Origin of the sequence: Delftia tsuruhatensis NBRC 16741, assembly GCF_001571325.1 — a bacterium.
Classification (GTDB): Bacteria; Pseudomonadota; Gammaproteobacteria; order Burkholderiales; family Burkholderiaceae_C; genus Comamonas; species Comamonas tsuruhatensis.
In genome coordinates this window covers 48,302-64,138 of record NZ_BCTO01000030.1, presented here as the reverse complement: position 1 = coordinate 64,138, position 15,837 = coordinate 48,302, and the positions used below count along the sequence as shown (strand labels likewise).

Here is a 15,837-nt window from a genome sequence, read left to right as displayed (position 1 = left end):
TGAGCCGCTGCGCGGCTTCCCCCTCTCTCGCTACGCGGGAGGGGGACGACACCTTCGGTGCGGGGCGTCCCTTCCTCGGTGTCCCTTGTTTTGGGTCGCGCCAGTATCGTACGGTTCGGGTATAGCTTGCATTCAGGTGCAGCGCCTTCTTGAATGAGAATTGGCAGCTGACAGTCCATTCCTTTTCCCTGCACGCCATGACCACCGCTCTGCGCCGCTTTCCCCATTGGCCCCGGGCCCTGATCCTGGCGGCCATGGGCGTCGCCATGGCCGCGATCTTCGCGCTGGACACGCTGACCGACTACGCCGTGGCGGCCGCCGTGTTCCACACCGCCATCATCCTGGTGGCGGTGCGCTGGTTCAGCCCGCGCGTGGTCATCGGCCTCACGGCGCTGTGCATCGTGCTGACCCTGGCCAGCTTTGCGCTCACGCCTGCCGGTGCCTATCGCACCGGACTGATCAACATGGTGATCAGCATCCTGGCCATTGCCATCACGGCCTATCTGGGCCTGAAGATGGTGGCGGCCCAGAACGCGGCCCATGCGGCGCGCACCCAGCTGCTGCGCATCACCCAGGCCACCAGCCTGGGGCAGTTGACGGCCTCCATCGCCCATGAGGTCAACCAGCCGCTGGCGGCCATCGTCACCAGCGGCAACGCCTGCCAGCGCTGGCTGGCCCAGGAGCCGCCCAACCTCGCCAAGGCCGGCCAGGCGCTGGAGCGCATCCTGGGCGATGCGCAGCGCGCCAGCGATGTCATCGCCCGCATCCGCAGCATGGCACGCGGAGACGCACCCAGCCGGCAGTCCTTCGACCTCAACGAGGCCGTGCGCGAAATGGCCCGCCTGTCCGTCGCAGAGCTGGACCGGCGCGGCGTGGCCCTGGACCTGCAGCTGGCGACCGCGCTGCAGCCGGCCTGGGCCGACCGCGTGCAGATCCAGCAGGTGCTGGCCAACCTGCTGCTCAATGCCATGGACGCCATGCAGCACACACCGGCAGCGCAGCGGCGCATCGCCATCGCCACGCAGGCCCTGGGCCAGCAGCTGGTGCTGACCGTGGCCGATGCGGGCGAAGGCCTGTCGCCCCTGGCCCGCACCCACCTGTTCGACGCCTTCTGGACCACCAAGCCCGACGGCATGGGCCTGGGCCTGAACATCTGCCGCCACATGGCCGAGGCCAACGGCGGCCGCATCTGGGCCACGGACCGCGAGGACGGGCGCGGGGGCACGGCTTTTCACGTCACCATCGCCTGCGCCCCGGCCACGGGCGCCAGGCCTTCCGCGGGATTGCGCCATGGCTGAACCCTCCACCGCCGAAGCCGAGGCACTGGTCTACATCGTCGATGACGACCCCTCGGTGCGCGCAGCCATCGAGGACCTGCTGGCCTCGGTGGGCCTGTGCGTGCGCGCCTTCGGCGCCACGCGCGAGTTTCTGGACGACTGGACGCGCAATCCGCCGCAAGGTCCGGCCTGCCTGGTGCTGGACATCCGCATGCCCGGCCAGAGCGGCATGGACTTCCGGCGCCAGATGCTGGAGCTGGGCCTGAAGCTGCCCACCATCTTCATCACCGGCCATGGCGACATTCCCATGAGCGTGGAGGCCATGAAGACCGGCGCCATCGAGTTCCTGACCAAGCCCTTCCGCGACCAGGACCTGCTCGACGCCATCCAGCAGGGCATTGCCCTGGACCGCCAGCGCCGCGCGCTGGACGCCGGCGAACAGGCGCTGCGCGCCTGCTGGCAGTCGCTGTCGCCCGGCGAGCAGGAAGTGGTCGTGGGCGTGGTGCGCGGCCTGCTGAACAAGCAGATCGCGGCAGACCTGGGCGTGAGCGAAATCACGGTCAAGGTGCGCCGCAGCCAGGCCATGCGCAAGATGCAGGTGCGCACGCTGGCCGACCTGGTGCGTGCGCTGGAGCGGCTGGATATCCGCTGAGGTGTCCTGGCAGGCCGGGCGCAGGCCAGGGGCAGGCCTGCCGCAACGCTTCAGTGGGCGTGGCCGTGCGCCGGTGCCTGCGCAGGCCCGCTGGCGGCACTGGCAGCACTGGCGGCATCCAGCGCCAGGAAGTGGTGGACCACGGGCCGCTCGGGGCCGATATGAAAGCGCAGCGCCTGGGCCTGCAGATCGGCATCGGCCCTGGACACGCGCTGGTGCTGGCGCAGATGCTCGGCCCAGGACTCCACCAGGAACCACTCGATCACCCGGCCCGGCTCGCCCGTGTGCTCGGCAATGCCCCAGGCATAGGCGCCGTCGCGCCGCCGCTCGCGTGCCACATGCTGCATGGCCTCGATGAAGGCTGGCAGGTCGTCGCGGCGCACCTGGTACTCCACCTGGATCATTACCGGGCCACGGTCATGGGCCACCGGTTCGGCCAGCAGCGGCTCGGGCCAGTGGTTGGAGGCCTGCAGGTCCGCCTCGCCCGTGGGCAGCTTGATGCGGTGGAACACCAGCGAGATGGCCACCAGGCCCGCCGCGCCGATCAGCAGCGCCGTGGGAATGCCCACGCCCTGCGCGAACAGCCCCCAGGCCAGGCTGCCGCCCGCCATGGCGCCGTTGAACACCATCAGGTAGATGGCCAGTCCCCGGCCGCGCACCCAGTTGGGCAGCACCGCCTGGGCCACGCCGTTGAGCGTGGTCAGCGCAATGATCCAGCCCAGGCCCAGCACCAGCATCAGCAGCACGGCGGCCCATTGCGGCGGCGCGGTGGACAGCGCGGCCATCACGGCGGCGCTGAGCACGGAGGACAGCAGCACCAGGCCATCGGCATCCAACCTTTTGCGCAGGCGCGGCAGCAGCAGCGCGCCCAGGATGGCGCCTGCGCCCACGGCGCCCAGCATCACGCCGTAAAAGCCTGCCGAGCCGCCCAGCATGCGCCGCGCCACCAGCGGCAGCAGGGCCCAGACCGAGCTGGCGAACAGGAAGAACACGGCGGCGCGCAGCAGCACCACATGCAGCTCGCGGCTGGAGCGGGCATAGCGCAGGCCAGCGCGAAAGGCGCCGAAGAACTGCTCGTTCAGGGCCGATGCCTCGGCCTTGGGGCGCTTCCACCAGACCAGCGCGGCGATCACGAACACGTAGCTGGCCACGTCCGCACCGTAGGCCGCCGCCGCGCCGAAGCTGGCCAGCAGCAGGCCGCCGGCCGCAGGGCCCAGGGCGCGTGCGATGTTGATGCCCAGCGAGTTCAGCGCCACCGCGTTCTTGAGGTCGCTGCGCGGCACCAGCTCGGGCACGATGGACTGCCAGGTCGGCCCCATCAGCGCCGCGCCTATGCCGCCCACGAAGGTCAGCGCCACCAGGTACTCCACGGTCAGCGTGTTGGTGCGTGCCAGCAGCAGCAGGCTGGCGCTGACGGCGGCCAGCAGGATCTGGATGCCGATCAGGAAACGCCGGCGGTCCAGGATGTCGGACAGCACGCCGGCCGGAATCGCCAGCAGGAAGATGGGCAGCGTGGCCGCCGTCTGGATCAGGGCCACGGCGGCCGGGCTGGCCGACAGTTCGGTCACCATCCAGGAGCTGGCCACATCGCGCATGAAGCTGCCGATATTGCCCAGCACCGTGGCCGCCCACAGCACGGCGAACACGGGCTGTCGCAGCGGCGCGAAGCTGCCGGAGGCGGTGGTTGCGGGTGCGCTCGAATCAGCGGTCATGGCGCTCTCCCAGGTCATGCCAGGCGACGAACAGGAAGCCGCCGACCAGGCCCAGATGCTCGAAGAAGGAATTGGCCGCCATGAAGCGCTCCTGCCCTGCAGGAAGCTCCCAGAAGCGCAGCGCGACGAAGGTGGCCAGCAGCGTGAACGCGGCCAGCGCCAGGGCGCCCAGCCAGCGCAGCCGGCCGGTGATGATCATGGCCGAGGCGCCCAGCTCCAGCGCGATCACCAGGACCGCGAACAGCGGTGCCGGCGACAGGCCGAAGTGGGCCATCTCGCCCAGCGCACCGGGAAAGTCGGTGAGCTTGACCAGGCCGCCCTGCAGATAGGCGGTGCACAGGCCCAGGTAGGCCACCAGGCGCACGGCCTGGCTGCCGAACACCGGGCGTGCGGCGGCCGCAAGGCGGCCGGAGAACGTACTGGCTTGGGTCATGGCGGGTGTCATGCGTGTGCTCCTCAGGCCATCCAGCAGGAGCAGCCCAGCGCGCCGAAGAAGCTTCGGGGGTCCGAGGTCGGCACGTTCGAGGCCCATGCGTCGGCATGGCTGTGGCCGTGCATGCCGCAGCTGGTGCCGCAGCCGCAGGCCGCGGCCAGGCTGCGGTAGCGCGCGGGGTTGAGCGAGTTCCTGCCAGCGCCCTCGGGCTCGCCCCAGGCGCCGTAGCCGCCAAAGCGCCGCACGGGCGACCAGTCGGGCATGGCCGGCGGCAGCGGGTTGTCGTCATGCTGCTGGAAGGGGCCTGCGCCATAGACCACGCGGCCGCCCACCACGGTGAGGTCGGAGGTGAGGAAGGAGATCTCGTCCTCGGGCACGGCGAAATAGTCCTTGCTGGGCACGATCATGTCGGCCAGCTGGCCCACCTGGATGCGGCCGCGCAGGCCTTCCTCGTTGGAGAACCAGGCCACGTTCTCGGTCCACATGCGCAACGCGGTCTCGCGGTCCAGCAGGTTGCGCTGGGGGTACATCTGCAGGCCGCCCACGGTCTTGCCCGTCACCATCCACGACAGCGACACCCAGGGGTTGTAGGACGCCACGCGCGTGGCGTCCGTGCCGGCCGAGGTCTTCACGCCGCGCTCCAGGATCTTCTTGACGGGCGGCGTGGCCTCGGTGGCGCGTGCGCCGTAGCGTTCGGTGAAATACTCGCCCTGGTAGGCCATGCGGTGCTGCACGGCCACGCCGCCGCCCAGGGCCGCAATGCGGTCGATGGACTTGTCCGAAATGGTCTCGGCATGGTCGAAGAACCAGTTCAGGCCGTCGATGGGCGTGTCGCGGTGCACCTTCTCGAACACATCGAGCGCGCGCGAGATGGTCTCGTCATAGGTGGCGTGCAGGCGCCACGGCCATTGGTTCTGCACCAGCACGCGCACCACTTCCTCCAGGTCGCCCTCCATGCTGGGCGGCATGTCGGGGCGCGGCTGGCGGAAGTCCTCGAAGTCGGCGGCCGAGTACACCAGCATCTCGCCCGCGCCGTTGTGGCGGAAATAGTCGTTGCCCTGCTTGTATTTCACGCTCTGCGTCCAGTTGAGGAAGTCGGCCTTCTCCTCCTTGGGCTTTTGCGTGAACAGGTTGTAGGCCAGGCGCACGGTGATCTGGTTGGCCTCGCTGAGCTTCTGGATCACCTCGTAGTCGTCGGGGTAGTTCTGGAAGCCGCCGCCCGCATCGATGACGCCGGTCACGCCCAGGCGGTTGAGTTCGCGCATGAAGTGGCGCGTGGAGTTGACCTGGTAGTCCAGCGGCAGCTTGGGACCCTTGGCCAGCGTGGCATAGAGGATGGTGGCGTTGGGCTTGGCCAGCAGCAGGCCCGTGGGGTTGCCGTTGGCATCGCGCGTGATCTCGCCGCCTGCGGGCTCGGGCGTGTCGCGGGTGTAGCCCACGGCGCGCAGGGCGGCCGCGTTGAGCAGGGCGCGGTCATACAGGTGCAGCAGGAACACCGGCGTGTCGGGCGCGATGGCGTTGATCTCCTCGATGGTGGGCAGGCGCTTTTCCACGAACTGGTGTTCGGTGAAACCGCCGACCACGCGCACCCACTGCGGCGCGGGCGTGTTGGCCACCTGGCGCTTGAGCATGTCCAGCGCATCGGCCAGCGAGCGCACGCCGTCCCAGCGCAGCTCCAGGTTGAAGTTCAGGCCGCCACGGATCACGTGCGTGTGGTTGTCGAACAGGCCGGGCAGCACGCTGCGGCGCTGCAGATCGATGCGGCGCGTGCCGCTGCCGGCCAGGGCCAGCACCTCGGCGTCCGTGCCCACGGCGATGAACCGGCCGTCCTTCACGGCCACGGCGGTGGCCGTGGGCTGGGCCTTGTTCAGGGTGGTGAAGCGGCCGTTGTGGAAGACGACTTCGGGCGTGGAATCGGACATGGAGGCTCCTTGGCGAGCGTTGGTGGTGCAACCCAGCAGTCCACCCATGGCAAGGGTGGCTGCGGAGCCCAGGACTTTTCTGCGCGTGGTCATGGTGCAGTTTTCTTGAAGGTTTGGGGAGAGGTCAGCCGTGCTGCCGATCGGCATCGGTGCTCTTGCGACCGGGCAACTCGCCCAGCACATGCTCGGTGGCCTGCGTCTTGCTGCAGGCGCTGCGCAGGTCCATGCCCTGCAGCAGGTGCCGGCCCACGGGCACGATCTGCTCGCCGGCCAGGATGCCCAGCAGGCCGACCAGGGCCACCAGCGGCGGTGCGGGCGAGCGCACCTGCAGCAGGCTGTAGACCACGCCGACCAGCAGGCCGGCTCCTAAGGAGAGTGCGTAGAGCTTCATGGTTCGACTCCTGAGAAGGGACTTGCCTGCTGGCGCGTGCTGACGCTCAGACCTTGGCGGGGTTGGGTCCCACGGTCTCGCCATGCTGCACGCGCTCGGCGGCCTTGTGCACCATGGTGTAGGCATAGTCCACGCCCATGCCGTAGGCGCCGGAATGCTCGCGCACGATGTCCATCACCGCGTCATAGGTCTCGCGGCGGGCCCAGTCGCGCTGCCATTCCAGCAGCACCTGCTGCCAGGTCACGGGCACCACGCCGGCCTGCACCATGCGGTCCATGGCGTAGTTGTGGGCGTCCAGCGACGTGCCGCCCGAGGCGTCGGCCACCATGTAGATCTCGTAGTCCGTGTCATGCAGGGCCGAGAGGGCGAAGGTGGTGTTGCACACCTCGGTCCACAGGCCGGAGACCACGATCTTCTTGCGGCCCTGGGCGGCGTTGGCGGCCAGCGCATCCCGCACGTTCTGGTCGTCCCAGGAATTCATGGAGCTGCGCTCCAGCAGCCTGTGCTCGGGGAACACGGCCAGCAGTTCGGGATAGGTGTGGCCGGAGAAGCTGCCCGTCTCCACCGTGGTGATGGTGGCGGGAATGCCGAAGGCCTTGGCCGCCTTGGCCAGGCCCACCACATTGTTCTTGAGCACCTGGCGGTCGATGGACTGCACGCCGAAGGCCATCTGGGGCTGCTGGTCGATGAAGATGATCTGGCTGTTGGCGGGGGTCAGGACTTCGAGGTACTTGCGGTCGGTCATGGTGATCTCCTGTGAGGCAGTGGGTTGGGTGAAGGAAGGGACAGCGGAAATTCGGAAAGACAGTTGGGGCAGGTGGGCCCCGGCCGGAGCCGGGGCGGCAAGGGCGCTTCAGCGCGCCGTGTCGACGAGCACCAGCTCGGCGTCGGTCAGGGCCGTGACGCGCAGGGTCTCGACGTCGCTGATGGCGGCGCCGTCGCGCTCCTGCAGCGTCACGCCGTCGATCTGCACCGAGCCGCTGGCCGGCACCAGGTAGCCCAGGCGGTCGCGGCCGATGCGGTACTCCGTGCTCTCGCCGGCCTTGAGCGTGGCGCCCAGCACCCGGGCGGCCGTGCGGATGGGCAGGGCGTCCTCGTCACCGGGCAGGCCGCTGGCCAGGGCCACGAAGCTGCCCGAGCGCTCGCCCTTGGGGAAGGGCTTGGCACCCCAGGACGGGGGCTGCTGGCCGCGCTCGTCGGGCATGATCCAGATCTGGAAGATCCGCGTCGTGCCCTTTTCCTGGTTGTATTCCGAGTGGCGGATGCCGGTGCCCGCGCTCATTACCTGCACGTCGCCCGCTTCGGTGCGGCCCTTGTTGCCCAGGCTGTCCTGGTGGGTGATGGCGCCTTCACGGACATAGGTGATGATTTCCATGTTGGCGTGGGCATGGGGCGGGAAGCCCGTGCCGGCGGCGATGGTGTCGTCGTTCCACACCCGCAGCGCGCCCCAGCCCATGCGGGCCGGATCGTGGTAGCCGGCGAAGGAAAAGTGGTGCTTGGCATCGAGCCAGCCGTGGTTGGCACCGCCAAGGGCTTGGAAGGGACGGCGTTCGATCATGGTGTTCTCCTGCTGCGTTGTGTGTTGCGATGGATGAACTTTATGTTTTGCCGATCAAGAAGAGAATAGAAAATATGCAAAGACATCTATTCCAAAACTTTCATGCCAAGACTTCCTGACCTCGAAGCCTGGGCCGTCTTCGCCAAGGTGGCCGAGACGGGCTCCTTCGCCAAGGCCGCCGCCGAGCTGGGCGTCTCCCAGCCCACCATCTCCAAGGCCATCACGCGGCTGGAGACGCGGCTCAAGACCAGCCTGTTGCACCGCACCTCGCGGCGCATGTCGCTGACGGCCGGCGGCCAGGCCTCTCTGGAGCGGGCCGCGCGCATCCTGGCCGAGGGCGAGGCCGTGGAGGCCGAGATCAGCGAGCAGTCCAAGAGCCTGCGCGGCCCCATCCGCATTGCGGCGCCCATGTCGTTCGGCATCTCGCACCTGGCGCCGGCCGTGCCCGCCTTCATGGCCGAGCATCCCGAGGTCACGCTGGACCTGCACTTCAGCGACGAGCTGATCGACGTCGTGGCCCAGGGCTTCGACATCGCGCTGCGCATCTCCTCGCTGCCCGACTCCAGCCTGCTGGCGCGGCGCCTGTGCACGGTGCGCCTGCTGCTGGTGGGATCACCCGAATACTTCGAGCGCCACGGCCGCCCCACCCATCCGCGCGAGCTGGCGCAGCACCGGGCGCTGCGCTATGTGCACAGCCGCCTGGGCGAGGCCTGGCGCTTCGTGCATGCGCGCCGCGGCGAGTTCGCCCAGGTCGTGCCCACGGCCATGCGCGTGAACAATGCCGAGGGCCTGGCGCCGGCCCTGCGCGCCGGGCTGGGCCTGGCCCTGCAGCCCGAATTCCTGGCCTGGGAAGATTTGCAATCGGGTGCGCTGCAGACCTGCATGGACGACTGGCAGGTGCCCTCCATCGCCCTGCACATCGTCACGCCGCCGGGGCGCGCCCGGCCGGCGCGCGTGCAGGCGCTGATCGATTTCCTGGCCGCGCATTTCGCGCTGGCGCCCTGGGCGCGCGAGCCGCAGGCGTAGATCGCAAAAGGGGAGGGCTTCGGTGGGGGGCTTCGGCCTCAGCTGGCCCAGGAGGCCGGCAGCAGCTGCAGCAGCACCACCGTCATCACCACATAGCGCAGGAACTTGCCGATGGCCATGTAGAACACGCAGGGCCAGAACGGCAGGCGTAGCCAGCCGGCCACGGCGCACAGCGGATCGCCCACCACGGGCAGCCAGCTCAGCAGGCAGGCCTTGGCGCCCAGGCGGCGCAGCCAGACGCGGGCGCGGCGCTCGTGGCGTGACAGATTGCGCGGCGGCTTGGCCCGTTCAGGCGGCAGCCCGGCCAGCCGCCGCTCGCGTGCCGCGCGCCAAGCCTTGTGCGCGCCCAGGCCCATCCACCAGCTGATGGCCCCGCCCAGCGTATTGCCGGCCGTGGCCACGAAAACCGTCTGCCAGAACAGGTCGGGATTGAGCTGGAGCAGGCCGACCACCGCAGGCTCCGAGCCCAGCGGCAGCAGCGTGGCCGAGATCAGGGCCACGATGAACACGGTGCTGAGGCCGAACTGCGGCAGCGCCAGCCAGCCCAGCAATTGATGCATCCAGACTTCCATAGGTGCTGCCAAGTGTAGGTCTGCGCTGGCTGACGCCTTGTCGGCCTGAAGCTATCGTGGGGCCTGGTCCGGAACCACAAAGAACAGGGGGCGTCATGCAGACAGGGCGGATTGCAGGATGGGCGGGATGGGCGGCATTGGGAATGGCAGCAGCCGGCCTGGCCGGCTGCGCCGCGTTGCAGCCATCGCCAGGCAAGGACACCACCGTGGTGGCACAGGCCGCTGCCCAGGCGCCACCGACCCAGGAGGCCGCACCGACCTCGGCCTGGGGCAAGGCGCTGCAGGCCAAGGGCTGCACCCTGCCGGACCCGGCCGTGGCCGACAGGCTGGAGCAGCTGCAGCGCGAGCTGGAGCCTCTGGGCCTGGAGCCGCGTCTGCAAGGCTGCGTGAGCCTGGCCGGTCCCGAGCCCCGCCCGGCCCTGGTGCTGGACGCCTGGGTGACCGACGGGCGCAAGGCCATGGCCGTGGTGCGCGGCCCGCTGGCCGACGGCGAGGCGCTGGACCTGGGGCTTGAGGCTGGGCTGCACGCAGCCGGGCCGCAGAAAGCCGGGCTGCAGAAGGTCGGCCTGCGCCCCATGCCCGACGACCAGGTCTCTCCCGACGTGCAATTCAACCGCCGCTGGTGGCAGGGCCGGCTCGGCGCCTACGGGCTGCAGGCCGTTCCGGGCCAGGTGCGCACCTTCGTTCCCACACCATGAAACCGCTGCGCTGTCTTGTTTTCGCCGCTTGGCCGCCTTGACGGCCCGGTTTTAGCCCTGCTGAAAATTTGGGCAGGTACAATCTTGGTCCTTTGTTGCCGCCCGTTTTGTGATCGGCGCGCGCGTTTTCTCCGGCTTTCCCGATGTCCTCCCTTCCCCTGTCCATAGGCCCCCATGCCCTGGCCAACCGCCTGTTCGTCGCCCCCATGGCGGGGGTGACGGATCGGCCGTTCCGCCAGCTGTGCAAGGCCCTGGGTGCGGGCTATGCGGTCAGCGAGATGGTGACTTCGCGCAAGGACCTGTGGAACAGCCTCAAGACCTCGCGCCGCGCCAACCATGAAGGCGAGCCCGGCCCCATCGCGGTGCAGATCGCGGGCACGGACGCCGAGATGATGGCCGAGGCCGCGCGCTACAACCTGGACCGTGGCGCCCAGATCATCGACATCAACATGGGCTGCCCGGCCAAGAAGGTCTGCAACAAATGGGCCGGCTCGGCCCTGATGCAGAACGAGGCCCTGGCCGTGGAGATTGCCCAGGCTGTGGTAGAGGCCTGCGCCCCGCACGGCGTGCCCGTCACGCTGAAGATGCGCACCGGCTGGTGCGACGCGCACAGGAACGCCGTGGTGCTGGCCCGCCGCTTCGAGGAGGTGGGCATACAGATGCTCACCGTGCACGGTCGCACGCGCGAGCAGGGTTACAAGGGCTTTGCCGAGTACGACACCATCGCTGCCGTCAAGGCGGCGGTGCGCGTGCCCGTGGTGGCCAATGGCGACATCACCGGCCCCGAGAAGGCGCGCGACGTGCTCGCCTACACGGGCGCCGATGCCGTGATGATCGGCCGCGCCGCCCAGGGCCGGCCGTGGATCTTCCGCGAGATCGCGCACTTCCTGGCCACGGGCGAGCACATGGCCCCGCCCCTGGTGGCCGAGCTGCGCCGGCTGCTGCTGGAGCATCTGCAGGACCACTACAGCCTGTACGGCGAAGGCACCGGCGTGCGCAGTGCGCGCAAGCACATCGCCTGGTACCTGCGCAGCCTGCCGGGCGGCGAGGCATTCAGACAACACATCAACACCATCGAGGACTGCGCGGTGCAATGGCAGGCCGTGGCCGACTATCTGGACGCCCTGGGCGCGCAGATGGACCGGATACCAGCCGCCATCGATGCCGGCGCCACAAGCGCCGAATTCGCAGAGCCCGCAGGAATGACAGTATGAGCAACCAGAACATCGAACAATGCGTGCGTGAAAGCCTGGAGGGGTACTTCCGCGATCTCGACGGCGAAAAGCCCAATGGCATGTACGACATGCTGATCCACCTGGTCGAAAAGCCGCTGCTGGAAGTGGTGATGAGCCAGGCCGACAACAACCAGTCCCGCGCCGCCGACTGGCTGGGCCTGAACCGCAACACGCTGCGCAAGAAGCTGCTTGAGCACGACATGCTCTGAGCGGCACGAATTCCCCTTTTTTCAAACTCCCTGCACCGACGCCCATGAACGCCCTGCTCTCCGTCTCTGACAAGACCGGTATTGTCGAATTCGCCCAAGGCCTGCACGCCCTGGGCATCAAGCTGCTGTCCACCGGCGGCACCGCCAAGCTGCTGGCCGAGGCCGGCCTGCCCGTGACCGAGGTCGCCGAAGTCACCCAGTTCCCAGAGATGCTGGACGGCCGCGTCAAGACCCTGCACCCCAAGGTCCACGGCGGCCTGCTGGCGCGCCGCGAGCTGCCCGCCCACATGGCGGCCCTCAAGGAGCACGGCATCGACACCATCGACCTGCTGGTGGTGAACCTCTACCCCTTCGAGGCCACCGTGGCCAAGGCCGGCTGCACGCTGGCCGACGCCATCGAGAACATCGACATCGGCGGCCCGGCCATGGTGCGCTCTGCCGCCAAGAACTGGGCCGACGTGGGCGTGATCACCGATGCCGGCCAGTACGAGGCCGTGCTGGCCGAACTCAAGGCCAACGGAAAGCTCTCCGACAAGCTGCGCTTTGCGCTGTCCGTGGCCGCCTTCAACCGCATTGCCCAATACGACGGCGCCATCAGCGACTACCTGTCCAGCGTGAAGTTCGAGGACGACAAGCTCTCCGAAGCCTACGTGCCAGAGCGCAGCGCCTTCCCGGGCCAGAGCAACGGCCACTTCACCAAGGTGCAGGACCTGCGCTACGGCGAAAACAGCCACCAGCAGGCCGCCCTGTACCGCGACCTGTATCCGGCCCCCGGCTCCCTGGTCACGGGCGAGCAGCTGCAGGGCAAGGAGCTGTCGTACAACAACATCGCCGACGCCGATGCCGCCTGGGAATGCGTCAAGAGCTTCGAGCAGCCCGCCTGCGTGATCGTCAAGCACGCCAACCCCTGCGGCGTGGCCGTGGGCAAGGACGCGCACGAAGCCTATGCCAAGGCCTTCCAGACCGACCCCACCAGCGCCTTCGGCGGCATCATCGCCTTCAACCGCACGGTGGACAAGGCGGCGGCCGAGGCCGTGGTCAAGCAATTCGTCGAGGTGCTGATGGCCCCCGACTTCACGGCCGAGGCGCTGGAAATCTTCAAGCCCAAGGTCAATGTGCGCCTCATGAAGATCGCCCTGCCGGCCGGCGGCGAGCGCGCCTGGGACCAGGGCCGCAACGCCGTGGACGCCAAGCGCGTCGGCTCGGGCCTGCTGCTGCAGACCGCCGACAACCGTGAGCTGGCCCTGGCCGACCTCAAGGTCGTCACCGTCAAGCAGCCTACGCCCGAAGAACTGCAGGACCTGCTGTTCGCCTGGAAGGTCGCCAAGTACGTCAAGAGCAATGCCATCGTGTTCTGCAAGAACGGCATGACCATGGGCGTGGGCGCAGGCCAGATGAGCCGCCTGGACTCGGCGCGCATCGCCTCCATCAAGGCCGAGGCCGCCAAGCTGAGCCTGCAGGGCACGGTCGTGGCCAGCGATGCCTTCTTCCCCTTCCGCGACGGCCTGGACGTGGTCGTTGACGCAGGCGCCACCTGCGTGGCCCAGCCCGGCGGCTCCATGCGCGACCAGGAAGTCATTGACGCCGCCAACGAGCGCGGCGTGGCCATGGTCTTCACCGGCGTGCGCCACTTCCGCCACTGATGGCCGGCCAACTGCCTCCTGGCGCAGACGACGAGGGCGACGACGCCCCCCAGCGGCCCCGCTGGCTGGGCTGGGCGCTCGTGGTCTTCATGCTGCTGGTGGCGCTGGGTGTCTTCAACATCGGCTGGCGCATCATGCGCGGGCCGGCTGTCGGGGCCACCACGGCGCCGGCCGCAGCTGCCGTGACAGCCGACGCGCAGCTGGCCGCCGGCAAGGCCCTGGTGGAAGGCAATGACTGCCTGCGCTGCCACGGCCTGGTGCGCCACTACGTGGGCCCGTCCTTCCAGCAGATCGCCGGCCGCTACCGGGGCCGCGAAGATGCCGCCGACTACCTGGCGCGCAAGATCCGCGAGGGCGGGGCCGGCGAATGGGGCCGCGCCATCATGCCGCGCCACCCGCACATCGATACGGCGCAATCCCTGCAGATGGCGGCCTGGCTGCTGTCCCTCCCTTCTCCCGAACCCGGGAAATCCTGACCATGTCCCGCCTGTTCACCGCCCCCGACGGCCGGCCGCGCTGCCACTGGTGCGCGGCCACGGACAGCTACCTGGCCTACCACGACCGTGAATGGGGCTTTCCCGTCACCGACGACCGGCGCCTGTTCGAGAAGCTCAGCCTCGAAGGCTTCCAGTCCGGCCTGAGCTGGCTGACCATCCTCAACAAGCGCGAGAACTTCCGCGCGGCCTTTGCGGGCTTCGACTTCCACCAGGTCGCGCGCTTCACCGAGGACGACGTGCTGCGGCTGCTGGGCGATGCGGGCATCGTGCGGCATCGCGGCAAGATCGAGGCCGTGATCAACAACGCGCAGCGGGCGCTGGAGATGGTGGAGGCGCAAGGCTCGCTGTCGGCCTTCTTCTGGCGCCATGCGCCGGAGCCCGTGACCGGTGGCGGGCCCGTGTCCGAGACGGCCGAGTCCCGGGCGCTGTCCAAGGAGCTGAAGAAGCTCGGGTGGAAGTTCGTGGGGCCTACGACTGTCTACGCGTTCATGCAGGCCATGGGCCTGGTCAACGACCATGCGCAGGGCTGTGCCGTGCGCGATGAGGTCGAACAGGCGCGCCAGGCTTTTCTTCGGCCCTGACGTGAAAAGAGCCCGCAAGGGCGGGCTCGATCGGCAGGTACGGGCCAGCGTCAGAGCGTCTTGAACACTTCGCGCGCGGCTTCGATGGTCTTGTCGATGTCCTCGTCCGTGTGCGCGGCGCTCACGAAGCCGGCCTCGTACAGGGCGGGTGCGAAGTAGTGGCCGCGCTCCAGCATGCCGTGGAAGAAGCGGTTGAAGCGTGCGCCATCGGTCTTCATGACCTCGGTCCAGGTGCTGGGCAGCTCGGGCAGCAGGTAGAAGCCGAACAGGCCGCCCTGGTGGTCCACGCTGAAGGGCACGCCGGCGGCGTCGGCCTCGGCCTTGAAGCTGGCCATCAGGCGGCCGGTCTTCGCGTGCAGGGCGTCGTGGAAGCCCGGCTCGCTGATCAGCTCCAGCGTCTTGAGGCCGCAGGCCGTGGCAATGGGGTTGCCCGACAGGGTGCCTGCCTGGTAGACCGGGCCCAGGGGCGAGAGCTTTTCCATGATCTCGCGGCGCGCGCCGAAGGCCGCCATGGGCATGCCGCCGCCGATGACCTTGCCCAGCACGGTGATGTCGGGCGCAAAGCCTTCGATCTGCTGGGCGTACAGGCTCTGGGCGCTGCCCAGGGCCACGCGAAATCCGGTCATCACCTCGTCGTAGACCATCAGCGCGCCATGCTCGCGCGTGAGTTCGCGGATGCGGCGCGTGAAGGGCACGCTGGCGCGCACGAAGTTCATGTTGCCTGCAATGGGCTCCATGATCACGCAGGCGATCTGGTCGCCGAACTGGGCGAAGGCCTCCTCGAGCTGGCCCACGTCGTTGTATTCCAGCACCACGGTGTCCTTGACCACGTCCTGCGGCACGCCGGCCGAGGAGGAGGCGCCAAAGGTCGCCAGGCCCGAGCCGGCCTTGACCAGCAGGGCGTCGGCATGGCCGTGGTAGCAGCCGTTGAACTTGATGATCTTGTTGCGGCCCGTGAAGCCGCGCGCCAGGCGCAGCGCGCTCATGCCGGCCTCGGTGCCCGAGCTGACCATGCGCACCATGTCCATGGAGGGCATGAGCGAGAGGATCTTCTCGGCCAGCACGACCTCGCGCTCCGTGGGGGCGCCGAAGGAGAAGCCTTCCAGCGCGGCGGCCTGCACGGCGGCCATCACCTCGGGGTGGCCGTGGCCCAGGATCATCGGACCCCAGGAGCCGATGTAGTCGGTGAACTGCTGGGCGTTCTCGTCCCAGAAATGCGCGCCCTGGGCACGGCGCACGAAGCGCGGCGTGCCGCCCACGGCGTTGAAGGCGCGCACGGGTGAATTCACGCCGCCGGGGATCACGGCCTTGGCGCGTTCGAACAGGGGAATATTCAGGTCAGTGGTCATAGTGCAGGAGTCTGCCATGTGCGGGGGACAAGCCAGAGGTGCCAAGCCAAGGGCCTGTGCCGGCCGCGCAGCCGCTCAGGCG

The 15,837-nt window shown here is 68.8% G+C and carries 17 protein-coding genes; 9 read left to right on the top strand and 8 right to left on the bottom strand.

Annotated features, from left to right (window positions below):
• The first annotated feature begins 197 nt into the window (after positions 1 to 197).
• Both DTS01S_RS15490 and DTS01S_RS15485 read left to right on the top strand, forming a co-directional pair.
• Entirely contained in the window at positions 198 to 1,298 is a 1,101-nt protein-coding gene (locus tag DTS01S_RS15490; protein WP_026062575.1) for a sensor histidine kinase, read from the top strand.
• Positions 1,291 to 1,929 carry a response regulator transcription factor gene (locus DTS01S_RS15485; RefSeq protein WP_017406146.1) on the top strand — a complete coding sequence of 213 codons (639 nt, stop codon included), beginning with the start codon at positions 1,291 to 1,293 and terminating at the stop codon, positions 1,927 to 1,929. Before DTS01S_RS15490 ends, DTS01S_RS15485 begins: the two co-directional genes overlap by 8 nt.
• Positions 1,930 to 1,979: 50 nt before the next feature.
• Here the strand turns inward: DTS01S_RS15485 and DTS01S_RS15480 are convergent, their stop codons facing one another.
• The 6 genes from DTS01S_RS15480 to DTS01S_RS15455 all read right to left on the bottom strand — a co-directional run bounded on the left by DTS01S_RS15480 (position 1,980) and on the right by DTS01S_RS15455 (position 7,945).
• Positions 1,980 to 3,641: an MFS transporter gene (locus DTS01S_RS15480; protein WP_026062574.1), complete on the bottom strand. Its 1,662-nt coding sequence runs from the start codon at positions 3,639 to 3,641 to the stop codon at positions 1,980 to 1,982.
• Positions 3,631 to 4,074, bottom strand: coding sequence for a DoxX family protein (locus tag DTS01S_RS15475; RefSeq protein WP_174538902.1), 444 nt, complete (start codon positions 4,072 to 4,074; stop codon positions 3,631 to 3,633). Before DTS01S_RS15475 ends, DTS01S_RS15480 begins: the two co-directional genes overlap by 11 nt.
• A gap of 23 nt (positions 4,075 to 4,097) precedes the next feature.
• Positions 4,098 to 5,996: an amidohydrolase gene (locus DTS01S_RS15470; protein WP_061288051.1), complete on the bottom strand. Its 1,899-nt coding sequence runs from the start codon at positions 5,994 to 5,996 to the stop codon at positions 4,098 to 4,100.
• Positions 5,997 to 6,120: 124 nt separating this feature from the next.
• Entirely contained in the window at positions 6,121 to 6,387 is a 267-nt protein-coding gene (locus DTS01S_RS15465; RefSeq protein WP_016447950.1) for a XapX domain-containing protein, read from the bottom strand.
• 46 nt (positions 6,388 to 6,433) lie between these two features.
• Positions 6,434 to 7,132: a hydrolase gene (locus tag DTS01S_RS15460; RefSeq protein WP_017406142.1), complete on the bottom strand. Its 699-nt coding sequence runs from the start codon at positions 7,130 to 7,132 to the stop codon at positions 6,434 to 6,436.
• Between the two features lie 108 nt (positions 7,133 to 7,240).
• Positions 7,241 to 7,945, bottom strand: coding sequence for a pirin family protein (locus DTS01S_RS15455; RefSeq protein WP_016447948.1), 705 nt, complete (start codon positions 7,943 to 7,945; stop codon positions 7,241 to 7,243).
• A gap of 102 nt (positions 7,946 to 8,047) precedes the next feature.
• Between DTS01S_RS15455 and DTS01S_RS15450 the strand changes: the two genes are divergently transcribed.
• Complete coding sequence (locus DTS01S_RS15450; RefSeq protein ID WP_016447947.1) at positions 8,048 to 8,971, top strand: LysR family transcriptional regulator; 924 nt, start codon at positions 8,048 to 8,050, stop codon at positions 8,969 to 8,971.
• 38 nt (positions 8,972 to 9,009) lie between these two features.
• On the opposite strand, the gene DTS01S_RS15445 is transcribed toward DTS01S_RS15450, so the two are convergent.
• Positions 9,010 to 9,531 (bottom strand): YqaA family protein, encoded by a 522-nt coding sequence (locus DTS01S_RS15445; RefSeq protein ID WP_016447946.1) that lies wholly within the window; start codon positions 9,529 to 9,531, stop codon positions 9,010 to 9,012.
• 107 nt (positions 9,532 to 9,638) lie between these two features.
• On the opposite strand from DTS01S_RS15445, the gene DTS01S_RS15440 reads away from it, so the two are divergent.
• The 6 genes from DTS01S_RS15440 to DTS01S_RS15415 all read left to right on the top strand — a co-directional run bounded on the left by DTS01S_RS15440 (position 9,639) and on the right by DTS01S_RS15415 (position 14,406).
• Entirely contained in the window at positions 9,639 to 10,241 is a 603-nt protein-coding gene (locus tag DTS01S_RS15440; RefSeq protein ID WP_026062572.1) for a hypothetical protein, read from the top strand.
• A 143-nt stretch (positions 10,242 to 10,384) separates the two neighbouring features.
• A complete protein-coding gene (dusB, locus tag DTS01S_RS15435) occupies positions 10,385 to 11,455 on the top strand; it encodes a tRNA dihydrouridine synthase DusB (protein WP_017406139.1) in 1,071 nt (356 codons plus the stop codon).
• A complete protein-coding gene (locus tag DTS01S_RS15430) occupies positions 11,452 to 11,685 on the top strand; it encodes a Fis family transcriptional regulator (RefSeq protein WP_016447943.1) in 234 nt (77 codons plus the stop codon). Before dusB ends, DTS01S_RS15430 begins: the two co-directional genes overlap by 4 nt.
• Positions 11,686 to 11,729: 44 nt before the next feature.
• Positions 11,730 to 13,328: a bifunctional phosphoribosylaminoimidazolecarboxamide formyltransferase/IMP cyclohydrolase gene (gene purH, locus DTS01S_RS15425; RefSeq protein ID WP_061288049.1), complete on the top strand. Its 1,599-nt coding sequence runs from the start codon at positions 11,730 to 11,732 to the stop codon at positions 13,326 to 13,328.
• The gene (locus tag DTS01S_RS15420; protein ID WP_061288047.1) at positions 13,328 to 13,804 is read left to right on the top strand and encodes a c-type cytochrome; all 477 of its coding nucleotides are present in this window, start codon (positions 13,328 to 13,330) and stop codon (positions 13,802 to 13,804) included. The genes purH and DTS01S_RS15420 overlap by 1 nt, the downstream gene beginning before the upstream one ends.
• 2 nt (positions 13,805 to 13,806) lie before the next feature.
• A complete protein-coding gene (locus DTS01S_RS15415; RefSeq protein WP_017406136.1) occupies positions 13,807 to 14,406 on the top strand; it encodes a DNA-3-methyladenine glycosylase I in 600 nt (199 codons plus the stop codon).
• A gap of 50 nt (positions 14,407 to 14,456) precedes the next feature.
• Here DTS01S_RS15415 and hemL read toward each other — a convergent pair whose 3' ends face one another.
• The gene (gene hemL / locus DTS01S_RS15410; RefSeq protein WP_370671617.1) at positions 14,457 to 15,773 is read right to left on the bottom strand and encodes a glutamate-1-semialdehyde 2,1-aminomutase; all 1,317 of its coding nucleotides are present in this window, start codon (positions 15,771 to 15,773) and stop codon (positions 14,457 to 14,459) included.
• Positions 15,774 to 15,837: the final 64 nt, after the last annotated feature.